Here is a 20,833-nt window from a genome sequence, read left to right as displayed (position 1 = left end):
CAACTCATTTAACAGGAGACAATCTTGAGCGCCGCAACACCCTACACCACCCGCCTGGCCATCCCTTCCGTTTCCACCTACCAGCACTTGCGCGTTGCTTCCGGCCTCAGCGCGAAAACCGCGGATGCCGCGGCCAAGGGCTTGCCGAACTCGCTGTTTGCCGTGCAAATCCTGCATGGCGACGAAATAGTGGGCATGGGCAGGATCATCGGCGATGGCGGCTGCTTCTTCCAGGTCACCGATATCGCCGTGCTGCCGGCCCACCAGGGCAAGGGACTGGGCAAGCGCATCATGGGCGAAATCATGCGCTTCATCGAGACGGACGTGCCGCCAAGCGCCTACGTCAGCCTGATCGCCGATGGCCAGGCGCAAGCGCTGTACGCGCAGTTCGGCTTCAGGCACACGGCACCCGTTTCCGTCGGCATGGCACTGGTACGCTGATGCCAGTCTGGCTGCTGTGCGCCAGCCTGCTGGCACTGCTGCTGGGCGCCGCCGCCTGGCGGGCCGAGCGCCGGCGGCAACGGCGCCACAGCAGCACGCGCTGGCCATGGCTGGCTGCCATGGCCGCCTCCGTCATCCTGCCCCTGCCCTGGCTGCCCGCGGCGCTGGCATCCCTGCCGCCGGAGCAGGCGCAGCTGAAACTGGGCGGTGTCATGCTGTCGACGGGCATGCTGATGCTGCTGGCGCTGCGCAGCCTGTGGCTGCTGTCGCACCAGCGCCGCTGGCAACAGGCCACGCTGCTGGGCACGCCCGTGTACTTGAGCGGCGGCATTGGCCCCTGCGTGGCGGGCTGGCTGCGTCCGCGCATCGTGATGCCCGTGTGGCTGCGGCTGATCGCGCCCCCGCAACAGGCGCTGCTGCTGGCGCACGAACAATGCCGGCTGGCCGCGCGCGATCCGCAGCTGCTGGCCCTGGCCCATGCCCTCATCGTGCTGATGCCGTGGAACCTGCCCCTGTGGTGGCAGTTGCACCGGCTGCGCTTTGCCATCGAAGTCGATTGCGACGCCCGCATGCTGGCGCAGGGCCATGCCGTGCGCGACTACGCCAGCCTGCTGCGCCGGCACGGCCAGTATTATTCGGGCTTGACGGGCGCGTCGCCCATCGTGCTGAAGGACCCGCGCGCCCTGCGGCGGCGGCGGCGCCTGATGGGCAGATTTAGCCGGGACCAGGCGGCGAACTTGCTATAGTAGCGGCAGTGCAGCGTCAGCCGCTCCGCCTTCCAGCTCATTCTTCCCCGAAATCAGAGAGATACCATGCTTTACCTGCTTGCCATCGTGATCGTCATCGCCCTGCTGTATTACGTCTTCAGCGGCCGCACGGCCGCGCAGCCGCTGCAAAAACCGCTGCTGTCGATACGCCAGTACGTGCCGGCGATCCCGCCCGGCCCGCCCGCGCACCACTGGAGCGATGAAGGCCGCTTTGCGTCGGAAGTGGAAAACGAGTCGATGTACCAGCCCGCGATTGCCAAGCTGGCCGGCGAGCATGGTCCCGGCAACGCGGAAGAAAAATGCCTGGCCCTGCTCGTCTGCGACGATGCCAACCCGTTCCAGGACAAGGCCATCGCCGTCTTCATCGATGGCCAGCTGGTCGGCTATCTGTCGCACAACGACGCCCTGCGCCTGCGCCGCAACCTGGGCCGCCAGGACCTGGTGGGCCAGCTGACCTCGTGCGATGCCGTCATCCGCGGCGGCGGCCTGTGGAACGGCAAGCGCCTGTCGTATGCCGTCTGGCTGGATTTGCAGCCCTATAACTGACCTGCCGGCAGCACGCCTACCCGGCGCGCGCCTGCCTGACGGCGCGCGTGGCGATAAAGCTGGGCAGGTACTTTTCCATTTCAAAGCGCGGCTGGGGATGCATTTCCTCGTGGTAGCCCGCCAGCACGAAGCCGGCCGCCAGCTGGCCGCCGATCTGGCTGTCGAGGCCATGGCCGAAAATCAGCGCCTCTCCCCTTTCCATGCGCGCCGCCAGCGCATCGGGCTGCATATCTTGCAGATCCGAATACGGCAGCACGAAACGCGGCCGTATCAAACCCTGTTGCGCCCAATGCGGGTCGCGGTCGCCGATGAACACGGCCGGATTGAAGAAACTGCTCAGCAGCACGCCGCCATCGGCCAGCACGCGCGCGCATTCGCGCCAGACGGGGGCGATGTCGGGCACGTACTGGTTCGACACGGGGTGGACGATGACATCGAAGCTGGCATCGGCAAAGCAGGCCAGGTCGCGCATGTCGCCCTGCACCGTGGCCAGCTGCAAGTCGTCGCGCTGGGCCACCATGCGGTCTTTCGCCAGTTGCTGGTCGGACAAATCGAATACCGTCACGCGCGCACCGGCCGCGGCCAGCACGGGCGCCTGCTGCCCGCCGGCGGCGGCCAGGCACAGGATGCGCCGGCCCCGCACCTCGCCCAGCCAGCCGGCCGGCAAGGGGCCGGGCGTCAAATGGATCTGCCACTGGCCCGCGCGGGCCGCCGCGATGGCGGCGCTGTCGACGGGCCGCGACCACGGACTATTTTGTGCCGCCTGGGCATCCCAGGCTTGCTGATTATGCCGCAAGAAGTTGTTACTTAAAGGCATCGCCATCCTTTCGGAAAAAACAGGACGCGAATGTAGCACGGCACCTTGAAATGTGTCGCCGTTTGTAGAAAAACCACACAATTCCCAACTGCAACTTCGATTCGCCGTCTGCCGTTTCCCTTGGGGCCACGGCACAATGAACTGCATTTCATGCATTAAAGTTAATTACAAGATATTAAATATTATTACAAATAAGATATTTGTTTCCAGAAATCTGGTAAGGTAATCTGCATCGGCTACCCGTGGCGGCAGCCGGGCCCGATCCTGTTTCCAGCGCCAAGACGCTCTACCTGTCTGTTGATGATGATACCCGCCAGCGTCCAGCAAATATTCCATCTCCCCGCCGATCCGGCCCTGCTGCACCATGGCCGGCATGCGCCGGGGCTCGTGCTCCTGTCGCTCGTGATCGCCATTTTTACATCATGGATGGCGCTGCAGATGACGGCCTACAGCCGCTCGCAGGCGAGCATCAGCCGCCAGTTGCACTTGCTGTGCCTGATGGCGGGCAGCCTGGCCCTCGGCTGCGGCGTGTGGGCCACGCATTTCATCGGCATGCTGGCCTTCGAGCTGGGCACCAGCGTCGATTACGCCCCGGGCCTGACCCTGCTGTCCATCGTGCCCAGCGTGGCAGCCTCGTTCGTGGCGCTGTCGACCATCAGCCGGCGCGCCGTCTCGGCGCCGCGGCTGCTGGGCAGCGGGCTGCTGGTGGGCATGGGCATCGGCGCCATGCATTACATGGGCATGCACGCCATGCGGGTCGGCCTGTCGCTGCGCTACGATCCATGGTTCTTTGCCCTGTCGCTGCTGGTCGCCGTGGTGCTGGCCACCGTGGCCCTGTGGATACGCTTCGGCCTGCGCGGCTGGAGCGCCACCCTGGGCGCAGCGCAGCGCAACCTGATCGGCGCCGGCGTCATGGGCTGCGCGATTGCTGGCATGCATTACATGGGCATGCACGCCGCGCGCTTCGTGGGGACGGTTCCTCCTGGCAATGACGCCGATGCGGACCGCCCCCTGCTGGTCATCAGCGTGACCCTGCTGACCATCGCCCTCACCATCCTCGTCGCCTCGGCCGTGGGCGTGCTGCGCTACCGCGAACTGTTCCGCCACCTGAACCAGAGCGAAAACTGGACCCGTTCGCTGCTGACGAGCACTGTCGACGGCGTCATCACCATCGACAAGGCGGGCAACATCGTCGCCTTCAATGGCGCCGCCGAGCACATCCTTGGATGGCAGCAGAAGGACATCATCGGCCGCCATGTCAGCGCGCTGATCACGGACGTGCGCCAGTCGGAAGAGCAAGGGCTGCTGCACTACCTGCGCACGGGCGAAGGCGACGCCTTTCACAGCAGCAAGGAAGTGCTGTACATGCGCAAGGATGGCGCCCCCGTCGCCGTGCAGCGCTCGATGGCCAGCGCGCGCCTGGCCGACCAGGACCTGTACGTGCTGTTCATTACGGACATCAGCGAACGGCGCGCCATGCTGGCCGCCCTGCGCGAAAGCGAACAGCAATTCCGCTCGCTGATCGGCAATATCCCCGGCATCGCCTTCCGCTGCACCACGGCGGAAAACCAGCCCATGCTGTTCATCAGCGACGGCGTGGAAGCCATCACCGGCTATGCGCCCGCCGACTTCCTCGGCGCCGCGCCGCGCCTGAGCGTCACGGGCCTGATCGTTGCCGAAGACCGCGCCTACGTCATCGACGTCTTCAACCGCAGCGTCGCCAGCGGCGAACCGTATCTGCTCGAGTACCGCTTGCGGCACGCCGACGGCAGCCTGCGCTGGCTGTGGGAACGGGGCACCGTGGTGCACGACCCCGTGGGCGCCGTGCGCTGGGTCGACGGTGTCATCCTCGACATCAGCGAACGGCGGCAGATGGAGGAAGACTTGCGCATGGCCAAGGAAAAAGCCGAGCTGGCGGCCGCCACGCGGGCCAGCTTTGTCGCCAACATGAGCCATGAAATCCGCACGCCCATGAATTCCATCCTCGGCTTTACCGATGTGCTGCTCGACTCGCCGCTGACGCCGGAACAGCGGCGCCACCTGGACACGGTGCGCCAGTCGGGCCGCTCGCTGCTGCGCCTGCTCAACGAGGTGCTCGATACGGCCAAGCTGGAGAAGAGCGCCGTGGCGCTGGAACTGCGCGACTACAGCCTGCTGGCACTCATTGATGAACTCGCCTCCACGTATGGCGGCAATGCGCGCGCCAAGGGGCTGCGCATGGCAATCGAGTACGACCCGCAACTGCCGGCCATGCTGCATGGCGATGAATTGCGCATGCGCCAGGTGCTGGGCAACCTGCTCGACAACGCCATCAAGTTCACCGCCCGCGGCACGGTCAGCCTGACGGCGCGCCAGGAAAGCGGCCAGCTGCACCTGCTGGTGCAAGACAGCGGCATCGGCATCGCCGCCGAGCGGCGCGACGCCATCTTTGAACCGTTCGTGCAAGCGGATGCGTCGACCACGCGGCGCTATGGCGGCACGGGCCTGGGCACCACCATCAGCAAGCAGCTGGTGACCCTGATGCGCGGCAGCATCCGCGCGGAGGCCGCCGTGCCGCATGGCAGCGTGTTCCACGTCACCTTGCCCTTGAGCCCGGCGCGCCAGGCGGCACTGCCCGCCAGCGAGCGCCGCAGCGTGACCCTGCCGCCGCTGCGCGTGCTGGCCGCCGACGACGTGCCGCAAAACCTGGAACTGCTGTGCTTGCTGTTGCGCAAGTGCGGCCATACGGTGGCGACGGCCAGCGATGGCGAGCAAGCCCTGCAACTGGCACAGCGCGACGACTTCGACTTGCTGCTGCTGGATCTGCAAATGCCGCGCATGGATGGCCTGGCCGCCACCCAGGCCATCCATGCGGACGCCCTGCGCGCGGGCCGTCCGCGCGTGCCCGTGATCGCCATGACGGCCAGCGTGCTCGAGGCGCACCGCAAGGCGGCGCTGGCGGCCGGCATGGATGGTTTCGCCACCAAGCCCGTCGACTGGCATGCCCTGTCGCAGGAAATCGCGCGCGTGCTGGAACTGCCCGCCGGGCAGGCGGCCGACAACGACGACCAGGCCGCGCCCGCGGGGCGGCGCGTGCTGCACCATGCGGGCGCCGTGCAGCGCTGGGCCGGCAACGACAGCGCCTACCGCGCCGCGCTGGCCCGTTTCGGACAGGAACATCCCCGCGTGCCGCCCGCGCTGCTGGCCGCCATCGAGACCGGCGACCATGCGCAGCTCCTGCCCCTTTGCCACCGGCTGCGCGGCGTGGCGGGCAATCTGGGGCTGGAACAGCTGGCGGCCAGCCTGGCGGCACTGGAACAATGGTGCACCACGGACACGCCCGCCACGGCGCAGCAGCCGGGCGAAATCACCGGCGCCCTGCTGACGCAATGGCCGGCGGCGCTGGCCGCCATCGCCAGGCTGAGCCCGCAGGACAGCGTCGATGAGGCGGCGGGCGAAGCCGACCTGCCTGCCGCGCGGCAAGCCGCCAGCGCCCTGCTGCAAGCCCTGCGGCGCGGTGAATTGCACGACGCGGCGCAGGCACAGCTGCACAGCGCCCTGGGCGGACAGGCGGCCAGCCTGGCGCCGCTGCAACGCGCCATCGACGACTTCGATTTTTCCCTGGCACAGTCGCTGCTGCACGACTTGCTGCAATCGCTGGAACAGGAGCATCCATGAGTGTGCCGAGCCCCATCAAGCCCCTGCTGCTGGTCGTCGATGACGAGGCGGCCAATCTGCAACTGCTGCGCCAGATTCTGCAGGACGATTACGCGCTGCTGTTCGCCAAGGATGGCGCGCGGGCCCTGGCACTGGCGCAACAGGAACGCCCGGCCCTGATCCTGCTCGACGTGATGATGCCCGGCATGAGCGGCCACGACGCCTGCCGCCGCCTGAAAGCCGAGCCGCTGACGGCCGCCATCCCCGTCATCTTCGTCACGGCGCTGAGCGACATGCGCGACGAGCTGAGCGGCTTCGAGGCGGGCGCCGTCGACTACATCACCAAGCCGCTCAGCCCGTCCATCGTGCGCGCCCGCGTGCGCACGCACCTGTCGCTGGTGCGCATCGAGGAATTGAAGGAAACGCGGCTGCAGATCGTCCAGCGCCTGGGCCTGGCCGCCGAATACAAGGACAACGAAACGGGCCTGCACGTGATCCGCATGAGCCATTACGCGCGTCTGCTGGGGGTGGCCGCCGGCATGGACGAGGCGCAGGCGGACGACCTGCTGCACGCGGCGCCCATGCACGACGTGGGCAAGATCGGCATCCCCGACCGCATCCTGCAAAAGCCGGGCAAGCTCGATGCCGACGAATGGACGGTCATGCAGACGCACGCCCGCATCGGCGGCGACATCATCGGCGAACACGCGGCAGGCGGGATGCTGGCGCTGGCGCGCGAGATCGCCCTGTCGCACCACGAAAAATGGGATGGCAGCGGCTACCCGAACGGCCTGGCCGGCGGCGACATCCCGCTGGCGGGGCGCATCGTGGCCGTGGCCGACGTCTTCGATGCGCTGACCTCGGTGCGTCCGTACAAGCGCGCCTGGCCGGTGGCGGACGCCGTCGGCTATTTGCAGGAACAGAAAGGCCGCCACTTCGATGCGCGGCTGGTGGATGCATTCGTTCGGGAACTGCCCGCCATCGAGGCCATCCGGCTGCGCTGGGCGGAAGAAGAGCGCCAGGAACTGGCCTAGGTAGTGAACTCCCGCCACGCCCGGTGTTGTTGCGTCACACAAAGAAGTACCAAACACGATGGTGCTGGCGCCGATGCAGACCACTGGAAGGGCCAGGAGTTCAATGCCATTATCGCTGGCCTGCCGTGCAAGATTTTGATGCACATCAAATAAGCCATGATTTCTCGCAAACTGGCTTGTGGACGGTCACGGGCTGTCTTTTTTTGACCCACATCAAGTTCCGCAAAACAAAACCGCCCGCCGCCGCCGCAATGCTGGACTTGCCCGTGTTGCCGTTTTAGCCTTGTTGCCATCTTTATTCACGGGTGAACACATGGCTTACAAATCCATCCTGGTGCATGCCGACCTGTCGCGCCATGCGCCGCAGCGCATCGCCCTCGCGGCGCGGCTGGCGCACACGCACCAGGCGCATCTGATCGGCGCGGCGATGACGGGCGTATCGCGCTTTTACCTGGAGAACAACCGCGGCATGCGCGGCGCCGCCGTGGCGGCGCAGATCTCCGCCCTGCACGGCCACGCGGAACAGGCGCTGGACCAGTTTGAAAAGCTGGCGCGCCAGGCCGGCGCCGTCTCGCTGGAGCGGCGCCTGATCGAGGACGACGAAGATGGCGGCATGGCAGTCAGTGCCCGCTACAGCCACCTGACTGTGCTCAGCCAGCACGATGCCAGCGAAGCGCTGCCCGGCGCCATGAGCGACCTGGTGCCCTACGTGATGCTGAACGCGGCCCGTCCCGTGCTGATCGTGCCGCGCAGCGGGCACTGTGCGCAGGTGGACAATACCGTCGTCGTGGCCTGGGATGGCAGCATGGAAGCGACGCGCGCCATCGGCCACGCCCTGCCCCTGCTGCGCGCGGCGCGCCTGGTGGTGCTGGCCCTGCTGCATCCGCCCGCCGGCCACGCGCAGCCGGCCCGCCATCCGGGCGCCGACATCGCCGCCTACCTGAGCCGCCACGGCGTGCAGGTGGAAGTGCGCCCGTCCGTCACCACGGGCGACATCGGCGCGGCCCTGCTGGCGATGGCGGCCGAAGTGCATGCCGGCCTGCTGGTGATGGGCGGCTACGGCCACGCGCGCTTCCGCGAAATCCTGCTGGGCGGCGTGACGGAAACGATTCTGCGCCAGATGACCTTGCCCGTGCTGATGGCGCACTGACGCCAGGCGCGCTCCACGTCGTTGCACAATGGGTATACTTGCCTATTTATCCATAGCAAGGCAATGTACATGAATCAACAACTCGCCAATTGGGGCAGTGGCCTGGTGCCGTTCGGCGGCGAACTGCTGTGGACTGCCCTGCCGTGGATACTGCTGTGCAGCGCGGCCGGCTGCGTGCTGGCCGTCGCCATCTGCTACCAGCTGGCCAGCAAATGCCTGCTGGTGCGCCGCCCCACCGCCTGGCATGTGGCGGCCAAGCTCAGCTACGTGCTGATCCTGCTCGCGCTACCGCTCCTCGGTGCCGGGTTGGGCGCCGTGCACAGCGTGCACCGCGTGGTCAACCTGGCCCTCGAGCGCGACTTGCAGCCCGTGGTCGAAGCCCGGATGCCGGCGCTGCGCATCTACCTGGAACAGCAGGTCAGGCTGATCGCGCCGGGCCAGCCCATCAGCGTGCGCAGCCTGCTCGAGCCCTTCGTGCAAGGCATGTATTACCGCCCCACGTCAAGCAGTTACTGGGAACGCAGCAAGGCGCGCTGGATCAATGAATTCATTCTGCGCCGCGGCAGCGTGCTGCTGACGCAGGTGCTGCAGGAACAGCTGATCGCCAGGGTTGGCGTGCTCGGCGACGCGCTCAAGGGCGCCAACTTCCGCGGCCAGGCGACCGGCGAACTGGCCGCGCTGGGCACCGATCTGGCCGTGCGCCTGACCACCGATGTGGCGCGCCATGCCGACTTCAGCAAACTCGACAAGTCAGTGCCGATGATGTTCATCGACGCCATCAAACGACAGGCCGGCGCCTATTTCAACTCGCTCAAGATCACGCTGGGCCTGTTCGCGCTGGCGGCGCTGCTGCTGGTATGGGGCGAGATCATGCTGTACCGCCATTACTACCTGCGCCGCCATCCGCCCGCCGCGGCCCTGCCCGTGCCGCCCACGTAAAAAAGCCGCGCCTCCCTGCGGATGGCGCGGCTTTCAGGCAACAGCTAACCCCTTAGGCTTTGCGCTGCGCCACGGCGTCGACGACGCACAGGGCCGTCATGTTGACGATGCGGCGCACGGTGGCCGATGGGGTCAAAATATGCACGGGCTTGGCGCAGCCCAGCAGGATCGGGCCGACGGCGATGCCGTTGCCGGCCGCCGTTTTCACCAGGTTGTAGGCGATGTTGGCCGACTCGATGTTCGGCATGACCAGCAGGTTGGCGTCGTGCTTGAGGTCCGAGTTCGGCATCAGCTTGTGGCGCAGCTTGCTGTCCAGGGCCGTATCGCCGTGCATCTCGCCGTCGATTTCCAGGTCCGGCGCGCGTTCCTTGATGATGGCCAGCGCGGCGCGCATCTTTTGCGCCGAGGCGCTGTCGCTGGAACCGAAGTTCGAGTGCGACAGCAGGGCCGCGCGCGGCGACAGGCCGAAACGGGTCATCTCTTCCGCGGCCATGATGGTGATCTCGGCCAACTGGTCGGCGTCCGGGTTCTCGTTGACGTGCGTGTCGACCATCACCAGCTGGCGCTCCGGCATGATCAGCACGTTCATGGCGGCATACACATTGCTGCCGGCGCGCTTGCCCAGCACCTGGTCGATGTATTTCAGGTGCAGCTGGGTGGTGCCGAAGGTGCCGCAGATCATGCCGTCGGCGTCGCCCTTGTGGATCATCATCGAACCGATCAGGGTGTGGCGGCGGCGCATTTCCAGCTTCGCGTATTCCTCGGTGACGCCCTTGCGGCTGGTCATGTCGTAGTACGTGTTCCAGTAATCGCGGTAGCGCTCGTCGAAGTCCGGGTTGATGACGTCGAAGTCGACGCCCTGCTTCAGGCGCAGGCCGAACTTCTGGATGCGCGCTTCCAGCACGGGCGGACGGCCCACCAGGATGGGGCGCGCCAGTTTTTCATCGACCACCACTTGCACGGCGCGCAGCACGCGCTCTTCTTCGCCTTCGGCGTAGACGATGCGTTTCAGGTCGGCCGGCGTGGACTTGGCCATCAGGAACAGCGGCTTCATGAAGGTGCCGCTGCGGTAGACGAATTGCTGCAGGCTGTCCGCGTACGCCTGCAGGTCCTTGATCGGACGCGTGGCGACGCCGGAATCCTCGGCCGCCTTGGCCACGGCGGGCGCGATCTTGATCAGCAGGCGCGGATCGAACGGCATCGGGATCAGGTATTCAGGGCCGAACGACAGATTGCTGATGCCATACGTGGTGGCGACGATATCCGACTGCTCGGCATGCGCCAGGTCGGCGATCGCGTGCACCACGGCGATTTCCATTTCGCGCGTGATGGTGGTGGCGCCGCAATCGAGGGCGCCGCGGAAGATGTACGGGAAGCACAGCACGTTGTTGACCTGGTTCGGATAGTCCGACCGGCCCGTGGCGATGATGGCGTCGCTGCGCACGGCCTTGACTTCTTCCGGCAGGATTTCCGGATTCGGGTTGGCCAGCGCCAGGATCAGCGGATTGGGCGCCATCTTGCGCACCATGTCCTGTTTCAGCACGCCGCCGGCGGAGACGCCGAGGAAAATGTCGGCGTCCGGAATGATCTCGGCCAGGGTGCGCAGCGGCGTGTCCTGCGCGAAGCGTTCCTTGTCCGGGTCCATCAGTTCCGTGCGGCCCTTGTAGACGACGCCGGCCAGGTCGGTGACGTAGATGTTTTTCAGCGGGAAGCCCAGGTCGACGATCAGGTCCAGACAGGCCAATGCCGCCGCGCCCGCGCCCGAGACCACCAGCTTGCAATCCTCGATCTGCTTGCCGACGGCTTTCAGGCCGTTCAGGATGGCCGCGCCGACGATGATGGCGGTGCCGTGCTGGTCGTCATGGAAGACGGGAATCTTCATGCGGTCGCGCAGCTGGCGCTCGATGTAGAAGCACTCGGGGGCCTTGATGTCTTCCAGGTTCACGCCGCCGAAGGTCGGTTCCAGCGAGGCGATGATGTCGACCAGCTTGTCGGGGTCCGATTCGTTGATCTCGATGTCGAAGACGTCGATGCCGGCGAATTTCTTGAACAGCACGCCCTTGCCTTCCATCACCGGCTTGGCGGCCAGCGGGCCGATATTGCCCAGTCCCAGCACGGCCGTGCCGTTGGTGATGACGGCCACCAGGTTGCCGCGCGCCGTATATTTATAGGCATTCGCCGGATCGATGACGATTTCTTCGCAGGGCGCGGCCACGCCTGGCGAGTAGGCCAGGGCCAGGTCGCGCTGGTTGGTCAGTTGTTTGGTCGGCGTCACGCTGATTTTGCCGGGGCGCGGGCACTCGTGATATTCGAGTGCGGCCAAGCGCAATTGTTGACGCAATTCTTCTTTTTTATCAGATGACGAATCCATGCTGTGCTGCCTTCCTGTTTGATCGATCGGGTGTTCCGGATTTTATCAGACCGATTCTTTCAATTAGCTAGGTATTTTCCGCTAGCCACAGTCTGATATCACGAAAACGCATAACCTGCCATTGTAAGGCCGCCCGCTTGCCCAAACGAAGATAGCAACAAAAACTATCGAATTTCCATTTTTAATTGATTTTAGGAATCACCGTTGCGTGGCCAGCCGCGTGCCCGGCGCAAAGCGCAAGGCGATCAGCAGCAGCACCGCCACGCCGCCCGCCATCACCATCCACGCCTGCGCCAGGCTGGACGACTGCTGACGGATCAGCCCGGCAATGAAGGGCATGCTGCTGGCGATGATGTAACCGCCGCCCTGCACGAATCCCAGCAGGGCGCCGGCGCTGGCCGGCTCAACCACGTGGTCCATGCTGACGATCAGCGACAGGGGGAACAGCGCGCCGATGCCGCAGCCCAGCAATATCACGGCGGGGATGGCCAGTTGCGCAGGCGCCACGATCAGGCATGCCAGGCCGCCCAGCACGGCCAGCAGCACGGACAACAGCAGGATGCGGCGGTCGGGGAAGCGGTTGATGACGCTGGAAACGGCCAGCCCCGCCAGCACTTCCACCAGGGTCAGGCCGCCGAGCAGCAGGCCGCTGTCGGCCGCGCTCCAGCCCAGCTCCGTGTAGAACGGCGGCAGCCAGGCCAGCACCAGGGTATAGGCGCCCGTGCCGATGCCGAAAAACACCATCAGCAGCCAGGCGCGGCGGCTGCCCACGGGCAGACGGGCGCCCGCGCCGCTCGCCACTTCCGGGCGCGCGCCCGCCGCGCGGCGCCACAGCAGCGCGGCCGCTACGGCCGGCAAGGCCCACAGCGCCAGCAGCGCATCCCAGCCCCAGCCTTGCGCCAGCGGTGAAGCGGACGCGGCGGCAATGGCGGCGCCGCCCATGATGCCCGTCGTGTAAAAGCCCATCAATTGGCCCGCCCGTTCGGGAAAATGGCGCTTGATAAAGGCGGGCAACAGCGCCTGCACCAGCGCGATGCCCAGGCCGCCCAGGGCGGCCGTGGCGATCAGCCCGCTGCTGCCATGCAAGGGCCAGCGCAAGGCGCAGGCGCAGGCGATGATGGCGATGCCGAGCGCGATGCCGCGCACCACGCCCAGGCGGCGCTGCAGCTGCGCGCCAGCCAGGGCGCACACGCCCATGGCGAACACGGGCACGGTGGTCAGCAAGCCCGCGCCGGCGTTGCTGATGCCCGTGCCGGCCTGGATGCTGTCGAGCAAGGGACCGATGGCGGCCAGGATGGGGCGCAGGTTCAAGCCCAGCAGGATGATGGCCGCCACCAGCAGGGCGGAAGAAGGCAGCGGGGAAGCGGCAGGGCGTGCGGATGGCATGGGATAGTCCTTGCCTCGCAGGGAGGCACATGGTTTAATGCGTCATTAAAATATGACTCGATGAAAAGTATCTTAACATAAAGATAGATCGCCGTTGCTTTCTATCTTGACGCCAAGATAGACAGAGGAAGCCCCATGACAGATACCCCGCAAGAACATACGCGCGCGCAATTTGCTGCCCAACAATGGCAACGCGAACTGCCGCAGATGGATACCGGCGCCATGCAGCTGGTCGGCCAGCTGGGCACGGTGGCGCAGCTGATGGCGCGCGACTGGCTCAACCCCCTGTTTGCGGAACATGGCTTGCAGCCCGGTGAATTCGATGTGCTGGCGACCCTGCGCCGCTCGGGCGCGCCATATTGCTTGACACCCACTGCCCTGTATGAAGCAGCCATGCTGTCGTCGGGCGGCATGACCAACCGCATCGACCGCCTGGAAGCGGCGGGCCTGATCGAACGGCAAAAGCACCCGAGCGACCGGCGCGGCGTGCTGGTGGCCCTCACGCCCAAGGGGCTGGCACTGATTGAGCAGCTGGTGCTGCTGCACGTGGAAAACGAGCGCCGCATGCTGTCGTCGCTGAGCGCGGACGAGCAGCGCCAGCTTGACCGGTTGCTGGCCAAGCTGCTGCACGGCATGGCGCAGGCGAAGAAGGTTTAAGCGAGCACGCGCGCCAGCTCGCGCAGGGCAGCATGGCCGCGCCTTGCCTGGCGCTGCAATTCTTCCGGCGCACAGTGGCCGTACAGGGCCTGGACGTGGCCCTCGCTGGCGGCGCGCAGGTCGAGCTCGCCCGCACCGGGGTCGGGCAACTGCCCCTCGACGAGGGTCAGGAAATAATGCCGGGGCGCGCCGCGCAGGTTGGCGGCGAACTGCAGCACCAGGCCGCTGTCGAACAGCAGCGCGCCGCTGTGCGCGCCCGCCTCCAGCAGCAGGCGATACGGCGGCAAGGGCCGCCGCGCCGCGCGCAGCACGCTGGCCAGGCGCACCTGATAACCGAGTTCCAGTCCGTTCGCGTGCAAGCGGCCGCCTTGCAGATACACCTTGAACGATGCCTGCACGGCCCGGCTGGCGCGGCGGAACCAGCGTTCATCCTCATACAGGCACAGCTGGCCGCCATCGCATAGTTCATCAAAACCGCGCGCCCGCAGTTCCGGCGCCGTGAAACTGGCAAGACCAACGGCCTGCGGGTCGCGCAGCCAGCCGTCGTCAAGATAGGATTGCAGCACGGCGAGGAGATCGTGGAAGGGCATATTAAAATGGACAGCGGTGGCAAGGGCGTCCATTGTAGGCCAGCCTATAATAGCCGGGCCACACCCCACTCAACCAACACTCTCGCCATGGCCCCTCACGACGCGCTTTCCGAATTCGACCTGATCAAACACTATTTCGTGCGCCAGCGCCCCGGCCGCGCCACCCTGGGCATCGGCGACGATTGCGCGCTGCTGACGCCCGGCGCGGGCAAGCAGATCGCCATCTCGTCGGACATGCTGGTCGAGGACCGGCACTTCTTTGCCGGCGCCGACGCCCGCAAGCTGGGGCACAAGAGCCTGGCCGTGAACCTGTCCGACCTGGCCGCCATGGGCGCGCGCCCCGTGGCCTTCACCCTGGCCCTGGCCCTGCCGCAGGCGGAGCGCGCCTGGCTGGCCGGCTTTGCCGAAGGCCTGTTCGCGCTGGCCGATGCCTTCGGCTGCGAGCTGATCGGCGGCGACACCACCAAGGGTCCGCTGAACATCTGCATCACCGTGTTCGGCGAACTGGCGCCAGGCCAGGCCCTGCGCCGCGGCGCGGCCGTGGCGGGCGACGACATCTGGGTCAGCGGCACCCTGGGCGACGCGCGCCTGGCGCTGGCCGGCTACCGCATGGAACAGGAACTGGCGCCAGCCGACCTGCTGACGGCGGCCGCGCGCATGCACACGCCCACGCCGCGCGTGGCGCTGGGCTGCGCCCTGGCGGAACAGGGACTGGCGCATGCGGCCATCGACATCTCGGACGGCCTGGCGGGCGATCTGGGCCACATCCTGACAGCGTCGCAAGTGGGCGCCACGCTCGACGTCGACGCCCTGCCCGCCGGTCCCATCCTGGCGCAGCAGGATGCGTCGCTGCGCCGCCGCTACACGGCCGCCGGCGGCGACGACTATGAACTGTGCTTTACGGCGCCGGCGTCGTCGCGCGCGGCCATCGCCGCCCTGGCCATCGCCTGCGGCACGCCGGCCACGCGCGTCGGGCGCATCGAGGCGCAGCCGGGCTTGCGCCTGGTCGATGCCATGGGCGTGCCGCTGGCGTTGCAGCTCACGTCTTTTGACCACTTCAGCGAATAAGCTCTAGCGCAGCGCCGCGCGCGCCAGCCCCGGCTGATTCACCATCCAGTAGTGCTGGAAGGCCAGGCGGATGTTGTCGCGCAGCTGGGTGTCGTCCCACGGTTTCGTGTAGAAGCGGTAGATGGCGCCCCGGTTGATCGAGTCGAGCACGGCTTCCAGGCCCGTGTAGCCGGAGAGGATGATGCGGATGGTTTCCGGGTACAGCTCCTTCACTTTACTCAGAAATTCCGTGCCGCTCATGCTGGGCATGCGCTGGTCGCAGACGATGACGTGCACGCGGTGCAGCGCCAGCATCTCGAAGCCTTCGGCCGGCGTGCTGGCCGTGAGGATCTGGTAGCCCTCGGGACGGAACAGCCGGTGCAGCGACGACAGCACGTTGACGTCGTCGTCGACGATCAGCAGGGTCTGCGCCGGCTGCGCGGCCGGGTCATGGCCCGGCGGCAGGCCGGCGCCGGCGCCGATCATCTGGCCCAGTTCCAGCGCCGGCAGGGCGCGGCTGAAATAGAAACCCTGGATTTCATCGCAGCGGTTGCGCCGCAGGTATTCCAGCTGCGGCCGCGATTCCACGCCCTCGGCCACCACGCTCAATTTCAGGCTGTGCGCCATGCTGATGATGGCCAGGGCGATGGCCGCGTCGTTCGGATTGCTGGTGATGTTGCGCACGAAGGCGATGTCGATCTTCAGCTTGTCGATGGGGAAGCGCTGCAGGTACGCGAGGCTGGAATAGCCGGTGCCGAAATCGTCGATGGCCACCTTCACGCCGATTTTCTTCAGTTTGCCCAGCACGACGATGGTGCGCTCGGCATTCGACATCAGCGCCGTTTCCGTCAATTCCAGCTCCAGCAGCTCGGGCGCCAGGCGGTAGTGCGCCAGCGCGCGCGTCACTTCGCCTTCCAGGTCGCCCTCGGCGAACTGGCGGCTCGACACGTTCACGGCCACGTGCACGGGACCCACTTCGCTGTCGCGCCACTCGGCGATCTGGCGGCAGGCGGCGTGGATCACCCAGGCGCCCACGCGCACGATCAGGCCCGTGTCTTCCAGCACCGGCACGAATTCGGCCGGCGCCACCAGGCCGTAGCCCGGGCGGCGCCAGCGCAGCAGCGCTTCCACGCCGCTGATGCGGCCCGTGCGCAAGTCCACCTTCGGCTGGTAGTACAGGATGAATTGCTCGTGTTCCAGCGCATGGCGCAGCGCCAGTTCCAGGTCCAGCCGCGCCAGCACCTGCACGTTCATGCCGGCCGTGAAAAAACGGTAGCCGTCGCGGCCCGCCTGCTTGGCGCCGCCCATCGCCGTATTCGCGTACTTGATCAGGGTTTCCGGGTCGGTGGCGTCGTCGGGATACATGGCGATGCCGATGCTGGCCGTCAGGGTGGCAGCGTGGCCGCGCAGGTCGAACGGCGCGCGCAAGGCTTCGCGCACCTGGTTGGCCACCGCCACGGCTTCCTGCTGGTTGCGGCTCATGGTCAGGATCAACGCGAATTCGTCGTTGCCCAGACGCCCCACCGTATCGCGCAGGCGCACGCATTCGACCAGGCGGTTGCTGAACTGGCGCAGCAGCTCGTCGCCCAGCGCCGCGCCCAGCGTGTCGTTGATGCTTTTGAAGCGGTCGAGGGCGATGAACAGCACGACGATGCGCCAGCTTTTTTCCTGCGCCAGCTCCACGGCCTGGGCCAGGGTCTGGTAGAACAGGCTGCGGTTCGGCAGGCCCGTCAAGCCGTCGTAATGGGCCAGGTGCTTCAGGCGTTCCTGCGCCTGGCGCCGCTCGCTGATGTCGCGCGCCACGGCGATCAGCAGCAGGCCGCCCGCGGCATGCACGCCCGGCACGGGCGATTGCGCATACCAGTGCCAGCTCAATTCCACGGGCACCAGGCTCAGGTCGTGGCGTACCAGTTCGCATTCCGTCACTTCCGTGGCCAGGTGGGCCGGACCGCCCTGCAGCCCGGCCAGCGGCGCGGGCGGCGGCGAGGGCAGCAAGGCGCCTGGCGACAGCGACAGCAGTTCCGGGCGCGCGTAGCCCAGCAAGCGGCAGGCGCCGTCGTTGACATCGACGAGGGCCATGCCCAGTACGTCGACGAGGAAAATGGCGTCCGTGGTGGCGTCCATGGCGCCGCGGAAGCGCTGCAGTTCGGCCGTGCGCTGGCCCACCGTGCGCTCCAGCAGCGCGTTGTACTGGCGCGCGGCGCGGTGCAGCAGCCGCACTTCGAGCATGTTGCGGATGCGCGTGAGCACTTCGAGCGCATCGAAAGGCTTGCTGATGAAATCGCGCGCGCCCGCCTCCAGCGCGGCCAGCTTGGCGTCCGGGTCGGCGGCGATCACCAGCACGGGCAAATAGCCTTCCAGCTCCAGCGGACGCAGTGCATCCATCACGGCATAGCCGCTCATGGCCGGCATCACCAGGTCGAGGATGATCAGGTCAAACTGGTGGCGCTGGTGCAGGCCGGCCACGGCGCGCGCGTCGAGCGTGCTGCTGATGGCCGTATAGCCGCCGCTTTCCAGCAGATGCTCGAGCAGGCGCAGATTGACTTCCTGGTCGTCGACGATAAGGATTTTCGCGCCATAGATGTCGGCCTGGCTGATCATGGCGCGCCCGTGCCTTTCTGCCGGCGCTGCTGCGCCACGTAGGCCAGGGTGCTGTTGATCGCCTCGGTGAATTCCTCGAGGTTGATCGGCTTCGTCAGGTAGCGGTAAAAGCCCTGCGCCATGCTGCGCTCGACATCGCCCGGCATGGCATTGGCCGTCAGGGCGATGACGGGAATATGCGCCGTGCGCGGGTCGGCGCGCAGCAGTTTCAAGGCATCGGTGCCGTTAATGTGCGGCAGGTTGATGTCCATGAGGATCAGCTGAGGCAGATGCGTGAGCGCCATGTCCACGCCCAGGCGGCCATCCCTGGCCGTCAGCAGCCGCAATTGCGGGCAGTAGCGCACGATTTCCTCGACCAGGGTCAGGTTGGCGGGGTTGTCTTCCACGTACAGCAAGGTGACGGGGGCGCTGTTGTCGAGCAGCGCCCCCGCCAGGTCCGGCCGCGGCAGGGCTGGCGACGCCGGTGCCGGCATGCTTTCGGCCACGCGCAGCTCGATCCAGAAGGTGCTGCCCACGCCCGCCTCGCTGGCCACGCCGATATGGCCATCCATCAGTTCGACCAGGCGCTTGGTGACCACCAGGCCGATGCCGCTGCCCTCTTCCGTGCCGCCTTCCTGGCCCAGGCGGTTAAAAGGCTGGAACAGCAGCGCCACCTGTTCGCTATCGAGGCCGATCCCCGTGTCGCGCACGCTGATGCGCACGCGCCCGCCCGGCTGCAGTCCGCACGCGATGCTCACCGTGCCGTGCTCGCGGTTGTACTTGAGCGCATTCGACAGCAGGTTCAGCAGAATCTGCTTCAGGCGCGTGCGGTCGGCCAGCACGTTCAATGGACAGGTGTCGGGAAAGGCCATGCCGATGCCGCGCTGGCTGGCCAGCGGCGCGATCATGTCGCGGCATTCCTGCAGGATGGCGTCCAGCGCCACCGGCTCCAGCGACAGGTTGACGGTGCCCGATTCGACTTTCGCCAGGTCGAGGATTTCATTGATCAGTGTCAGCAAATGGCGTCCCGATTTGAGGATATGCCCGGCAAATTCCTTTTTTTGCGCCAGGGTCGACGGCAGGCGGTCGGAGCTGAGGATTTGCGCGAAGCCCAGGATGGCGTTCAGGGGCGTGCGCAATTCATGGCTCATCGACGACAAAAAGGCCGACTTGGCGTAGTTGGCGCTGCGCGCCTCTTCCATCGCCATGGCCAGTTCGCCATTCGTCATTTCCAGCTGCAGCGTGCGTTCATGCACGCGCACTTCCAGCTCCTGGTTCAGGCGCATGACTTCCTGCTGCGCCTGGGCGCGCTGTTCGCCCTCGCGCGCCAGTTCGCCGTTCGAGCGCTCCAGCGCCTGGGTGCGCAATTCGATCTCGGCCAGCATCTTGTTGAAGGAATCGACCAGCTGCGCCACTTCATCGGCGCTGAGCTTGCGCGCGCGGCGCGAATAGTCGCCCGTCTCGATCACTTCCCGCGCCACGTCGGCGATGTCGAGGATCGGTTGCGTGATCACGTGGTCGAGGCGGCGCAGCAGCAGCAAGGCCACCAGCAGCGCCAGCACCGTCACGCCCAGGGCGATGGCCAGGTAGTCGACCGTGCGCCCCGCCAGTTCATAGTCGGCGCGCAGGTAAACGGTGCCCAGCAATTCGCCATTGTCGACGATGGGCTTGAACAATTCGACGGATTTGCCGGCGATGCTTTCGCCTTCCTTGCCCACTCGCGCCGGCGGCGCTGCCGCCCGCGCGTTGGCGCGGTAGCTGGCGAACAGGCTGCCGTCGGCCTTGTACAGGGCGCCGGCCGTGACGCGCGGGCGGATGCGCATCAGGTTGAGGTTTTCCAGCGCCAGGCGTTCATCGTCGAAGGCCAGCGCGGCTGAACTCATGTGCCCCAGCAGCTCGGCCTGGGTACTGATGTCGGCCACCAGATTGCGGTGGTAGGCGCGCAAGTCGTAGACGACGATGGTGCCCAGCGAAATGACGAGCGCCACCAGGGTGGTCAGCAAGACCACCGACATCAGCTTGCGGCGGATGGAACGCAGCCTGATCATCTATGCGCCTCCCGTCTGCACGCGGTAGGCAGCCAGCAGCATGCGCGCGCTGATGCGGATATGCGCCTGCGCCACGGGTTTCAAGGCCACGTCGAAACGCACCTTGTCCTCGGCCATCACAAAATTGATCATGCTGCCCATCGCATAGACCTCATCCGAATCGGATACCGTCAGCAATGCCAGGCCGCGGCTGGCGGCCAGCATCTCCTGCAGCACGGCTTTTTCCAGCGCGCCCAGGTACAGCACGTGCAAGCCGGCCAGCGTCTCGCCGCGGCGCACCTTTTTCACCTGCACGCTGCGGCCGTTGACGCTGTGGCCGGCCACGCTCAGCTCCAGCTGCTCGGCCAGCGCATCGGCGCCGGCCACGCCGATCACCAGCGGCGAGTCGGGCCGGGCAAAGCTGCCGTCGGGCCACTCGACAAAACCGGCAAACTTGTACAGATACGCGGCCTTCACCTGGCGCTCCAGCTCACCCGGCACTTGCGCCCGCGTACCGGCGCACAGCACGCTCAGCAGCAGCAATAGCCAACCCCAGCGGAGTGGCCCGCGGCGCGCACCGTGCAAGGGGTGACACAGGGGGCCATGTTGCTGCCGCCAGGTCCAGTTCAGAAGTGCCATGACAACCGAGTAAAGATAATGCATTCGAAGGCGCGGCGCCATGCCGCGTCCCAATAGGGGCGATGCGAACCAGCATGGAGCAGCGGCAGAACGCCTGCCGGCCCAAATTGGTAGCAAATGTATAAAAGAGTGTACGCATTTTCGCTGGCAGCGGGGAAAGTTTCTTTTACCGTACGCCATGCTACAGTGACGCTTCCTCACCACCG

At 66.4% G+C, this 20,833-nt stretch carries 16 protein-coding genes; 9 read left to right on the top strand and 7 right to left on the bottom strand.

The genetic code is table 11. The annotated features are described in order from the left end of the window. The first annotated feature begins 24 nt into the window (after window positions 1–24). The 3 genes from ACZ92H_RS08930 (at window position 25) to ACZ92H_RS08920 (ending at window position 1,754) form a co-directional block, all read left to right on the top strand. A complete protein-coding gene (locus tag ACZ92H_RS08930) occupies window positions 25–441 on the top strand; it encodes a GNAT family N-acetyltransferase (protein ID WP_131373479.1) in 417 nt (138 codons plus the stop codon). Next, entirely contained in the window at window positions 441–1,187 is a 747-nt protein-coding gene (locus ACZ92H_RS08925; protein WP_465049043.1) for a M56 family metallopeptidase, read from the top strand. Before ACZ92H_RS08930 ends, ACZ92H_RS08925 begins: the two co-directional genes overlap by 1 nt. 66 nt (window positions 1,188–1,253) lie before the next feature. Further along, window positions 1,254–1,754, top strand: coding sequence for a hypothetical protein (locus ACZ92H_RS08920; RefSeq protein ID WP_465049042.1), 501 nt, complete (start codon window positions 1,254–1,256; stop codon window positions 1,752–1,754). A gap of 16 nt (window positions 1,755–1,770) precedes the next feature. Here ACZ92H_RS08920 and ACZ92H_RS08915 read toward each other — a convergent pair whose 3' ends face one another. Then, on the bottom strand, window positions 1,771–2,571 hold the full coding sequence (locus ACZ92H_RS08915; protein WP_465049041.1) for a class I SAM-dependent methyltransferase: 801 nt from the start codon (window positions 2,569–2,571) through the stop codon (window positions 1,771–1,773). A gap of 300 nt (window positions 2,572–2,871) precedes the next feature. On the opposite strand from ACZ92H_RS08915, the gene ACZ92H_RS08910 reads away from it, so the two are divergent. From ACZ92H_RS08910 to ACZ92H_RS08895, 4 genes are all read left to right on the top strand, one after another. Further along, complete coding sequence (locus ACZ92H_RS08910) at window positions 2,872–6,228, top strand: MHYT domain-containing protein (RefSeq protein ID WP_465049040.1); 3,357 nt, start codon at window positions 2,872–2,874, stop codon at window positions 6,226–6,228. Further along, window positions 6,225–7,241 (top strand): HD-GYP domain-containing protein, encoded by a 1,017-nt coding sequence (locus ACZ92H_RS08905; RefSeq protein ID WP_465049039.1) that lies wholly within the window; start codon window positions 6,225–6,227, stop codon window positions 7,239–7,241. Before ACZ92H_RS08910 ends, ACZ92H_RS08905 begins: the two co-directional genes overlap by 4 nt. A 313-nt stretch (window positions 7,242–7,554) precedes the next feature. Next, window positions 7,555–8,391: a universal stress protein gene (locus ACZ92H_RS08900; RefSeq protein ID WP_465049037.1), complete on the top strand. Its 837-nt coding sequence runs from the start codon at window positions 7,555–7,557 to the stop codon at window positions 8,389–8,391. 69 nt (window positions 8,392–8,460) lie between these two features. After that, the gene (locus ACZ92H_RS08895) at window positions 8,461–9,330 is read left to right on the top strand and encodes a hypothetical protein (protein ID WP_465049036.1); all 870 of its coding nucleotides are present in this window, start codon (window positions 8,461–8,463) and stop codon (window positions 9,328–9,330) included. A 52-nt stretch (window positions 9,331–9,382) separates the two neighbouring features. Here the strand turns inward: ACZ92H_RS08895 and ACZ92H_RS08890 are convergent, their stop codons facing one another. Together ACZ92H_RS08890 and ACZ92H_RS08885 are read right to left on the bottom strand one after the other, a co-directional pair. Next, window positions 9,383–11,701 carry an NADP-dependent malic enzyme gene (locus ACZ92H_RS08890; protein WP_131373471.1) on the bottom strand — a complete coding sequence of 773 codons (2,319 nt, stop codon included), beginning with the start codon at window positions 11,699–11,701 and terminating at the stop codon, window positions 9,383–9,385. A 198-nt stretch (window positions 11,702–11,899) separates the two neighbouring features. Continuing rightward, complete coding sequence (locus tag ACZ92H_RS08885; RefSeq protein WP_465049035.1) at window positions 11,900–13,087, bottom strand: MFS transporter; 1,188 nt, start codon at window positions 13,085–13,087, stop codon at window positions 11,900–11,902. Between the two features lie 135 nt (window positions 13,088–13,222). On the opposite strand from ACZ92H_RS08885, the gene ACZ92H_RS08880 reads away from it, so the two are divergent. Further along, window positions 13,223–13,744: a MarR family winged helix-turn-helix transcriptional regulator gene (locus ACZ92H_RS08880; protein WP_465049034.1), complete on the top strand. Its 522-nt coding sequence runs from the start codon at window positions 13,223–13,225 to the stop codon at window positions 13,742–13,744. On the opposite strand, the gene ACZ92H_RS08875 is transcribed toward ACZ92H_RS08880, so the two are convergent. Continuing rightward, window positions 13,741–14,334: a hypothetical protein gene (locus ACZ92H_RS08875; RefSeq protein WP_465049033.1), complete on the bottom strand. Its 594-nt coding sequence runs from the start codon at window positions 14,332–14,334 to the stop codon at window positions 13,741–13,743. The genes ACZ92H_RS08880 and ACZ92H_RS08875 overlap by 4 nt on opposite strands. An 87-nt stretch (window positions 14,335–14,421) precedes the next feature. On the opposite strand from ACZ92H_RS08875, the gene thiL reads away from it, so the two are divergent. Beyond that, a complete protein-coding gene (gene thiL / locus ACZ92H_RS08870; protein ID WP_465049032.1) occupies window positions 14,422–15,402 on the top strand; it encodes a thiamine-phosphate kinase in 981 nt (326 codons plus the stop codon). Window positions 15,403–15,405: 3 nt separating this feature from the next. Here the strand turns inward: thiL and ACZ92H_RS08865 are convergent, their stop codons facing one another. From ACZ92H_RS08865 to ACZ92H_RS08855, 3 genes are read right to left on the bottom strand one after another with little or no spacing between them, the layout of a single operon-like run. Continuing rightward, on the bottom strand, window positions 15,406–17,982 hold the full coding sequence (locus ACZ92H_RS08865; RefSeq protein ID WP_131373466.1) for an EAL domain-containing protein: 2,577 nt from the start codon (window positions 17,980–17,982) through the stop codon (window positions 15,406–15,408). Next, window positions 17,979–20,009 (bottom strand): sensor histidine kinase, YfiR-like protein-associated, encoded by a 2,031-nt coding sequence (locus ACZ92H_RS08860; protein WP_465049031.1) that lies wholly within the window; start codon window positions 20,007–20,009, stop codon window positions 17,979–17,981. The genes ACZ92H_RS08865 and ACZ92H_RS08860 overlap by 4 nt, the downstream gene beginning before the upstream one ends. Further along, on the bottom strand, window positions 20,010–20,531 hold the full coding sequence (locus tag ACZ92H_RS08855; protein ID WP_465049030.1) for a TOL_0243 family YfiR-like periplasmic protein: 522 nt from the start codon (window positions 20,529–20,531) through the stop codon (window positions 20,010–20,012). Window positions 20,532–20,833 lie beyond the last annotated feature (302 nt).

The organism is Janthinobacterium foliorum, from assembly GCF_978021625.1.
The sequence above is the reverse complement of the archived record's forward strand: the minus strand, read 5'-3'. Positions and strand labels throughout refer to the sequence as shown.

Coding starts and splice junctions, on each gene's coding strand:
- ACZ92H_RS08860 (WP_465049031.1), bottom strand. CDS start 20,009: ATGATCAGGCTGCGTTCCATCCGCCGCAAGCTGATGTCGGTGGTCTTG.
- ACZ92H_RS08875 (WP_465049033.1), bottom strand. CDS start 14,334: ATGCCCTTCCACGATCTCCTCGCCGTGCTGCAATCCTATCTTGACGAC.
- thiL (WP_465049032.1), top strand. CDS start 14,422: ATGGCCCCTCACGACGCGCTTTCCGAATTCGACCTGATCAAACACTAT.
- ACZ92H_RS08890 (WP_131373471.1), bottom strand. CDS start 11,701: ATGGATTCGTCATCTGATAAAAAAGAAGAATTGCGTCAACAATTGCGC.
- ACZ92H_RS08865 (WP_131373466.1), bottom strand. CDS start 17,982: ATGATCAGCCAGGCCGACATCTATGGCGCGAAAATCCTTATCGTCGAC.
- ACZ92H_RS08915 (WP_465049041.1), bottom strand. CDS start 2,571: ATGCCTTTAAGTAACAACTTCTTGCGGCATAATCAGCAAGCCTGGGAT.
- ACZ92H_RS08885 (WP_465049035.1), bottom strand. CDS start 13,087: ATGCCATCCGCACGCCCTGCCGCTTCCCCGCTGCCTTCTTCCGCCCTG.
- ACZ92H_RS08905 (WP_465049039.1), top strand. CDS start 6,225: ATGAGTGTGCCGAGCCCCATCAAGCCCCTGCTGCTGGTCGTCGATGAC.
- ACZ92H_RS08900 (WP_465049037.1), top strand. CDS start 7,555: ATGGCTTACAAATCCATCCTGGTGCATGCCGACCTGTCGCGCCATGCG.
- ACZ92H_RS08880 (WP_465049034.1), top strand. CDS start 13,223: ATGACAGATACCCCGCAAGAACATACGCGCGCGCAATTTGCTGCCCAA.
- ACZ92H_RS08910 (WP_465049040.1), top strand. CDS start 2,872: ATGATGATACCCGCCAGCGTCCAGCAAATATTCCATCTCCCCGCCGAT.
- ACZ92H_RS08895 (WP_465049036.1), top strand. CDS start 8,461: ATGAATCAACAACTCGCCAATTGGGGCAGTGGCCTGGTGCCGTTCGGC.
- ACZ92H_RS08920 (WP_465049042.1), top strand. CDS start 1,254: ATGCTTTACCTGCTTGCCATCGTGATCGTCATCGCCCTGCTGTATTAC.
- ACZ92H_RS08925 (WP_465049043.1), top strand. CDS start 441: ATGCCAGTCTGGCTGCTGTGCGCCAGCCTGCTGGCACTGCTGCTGGGC.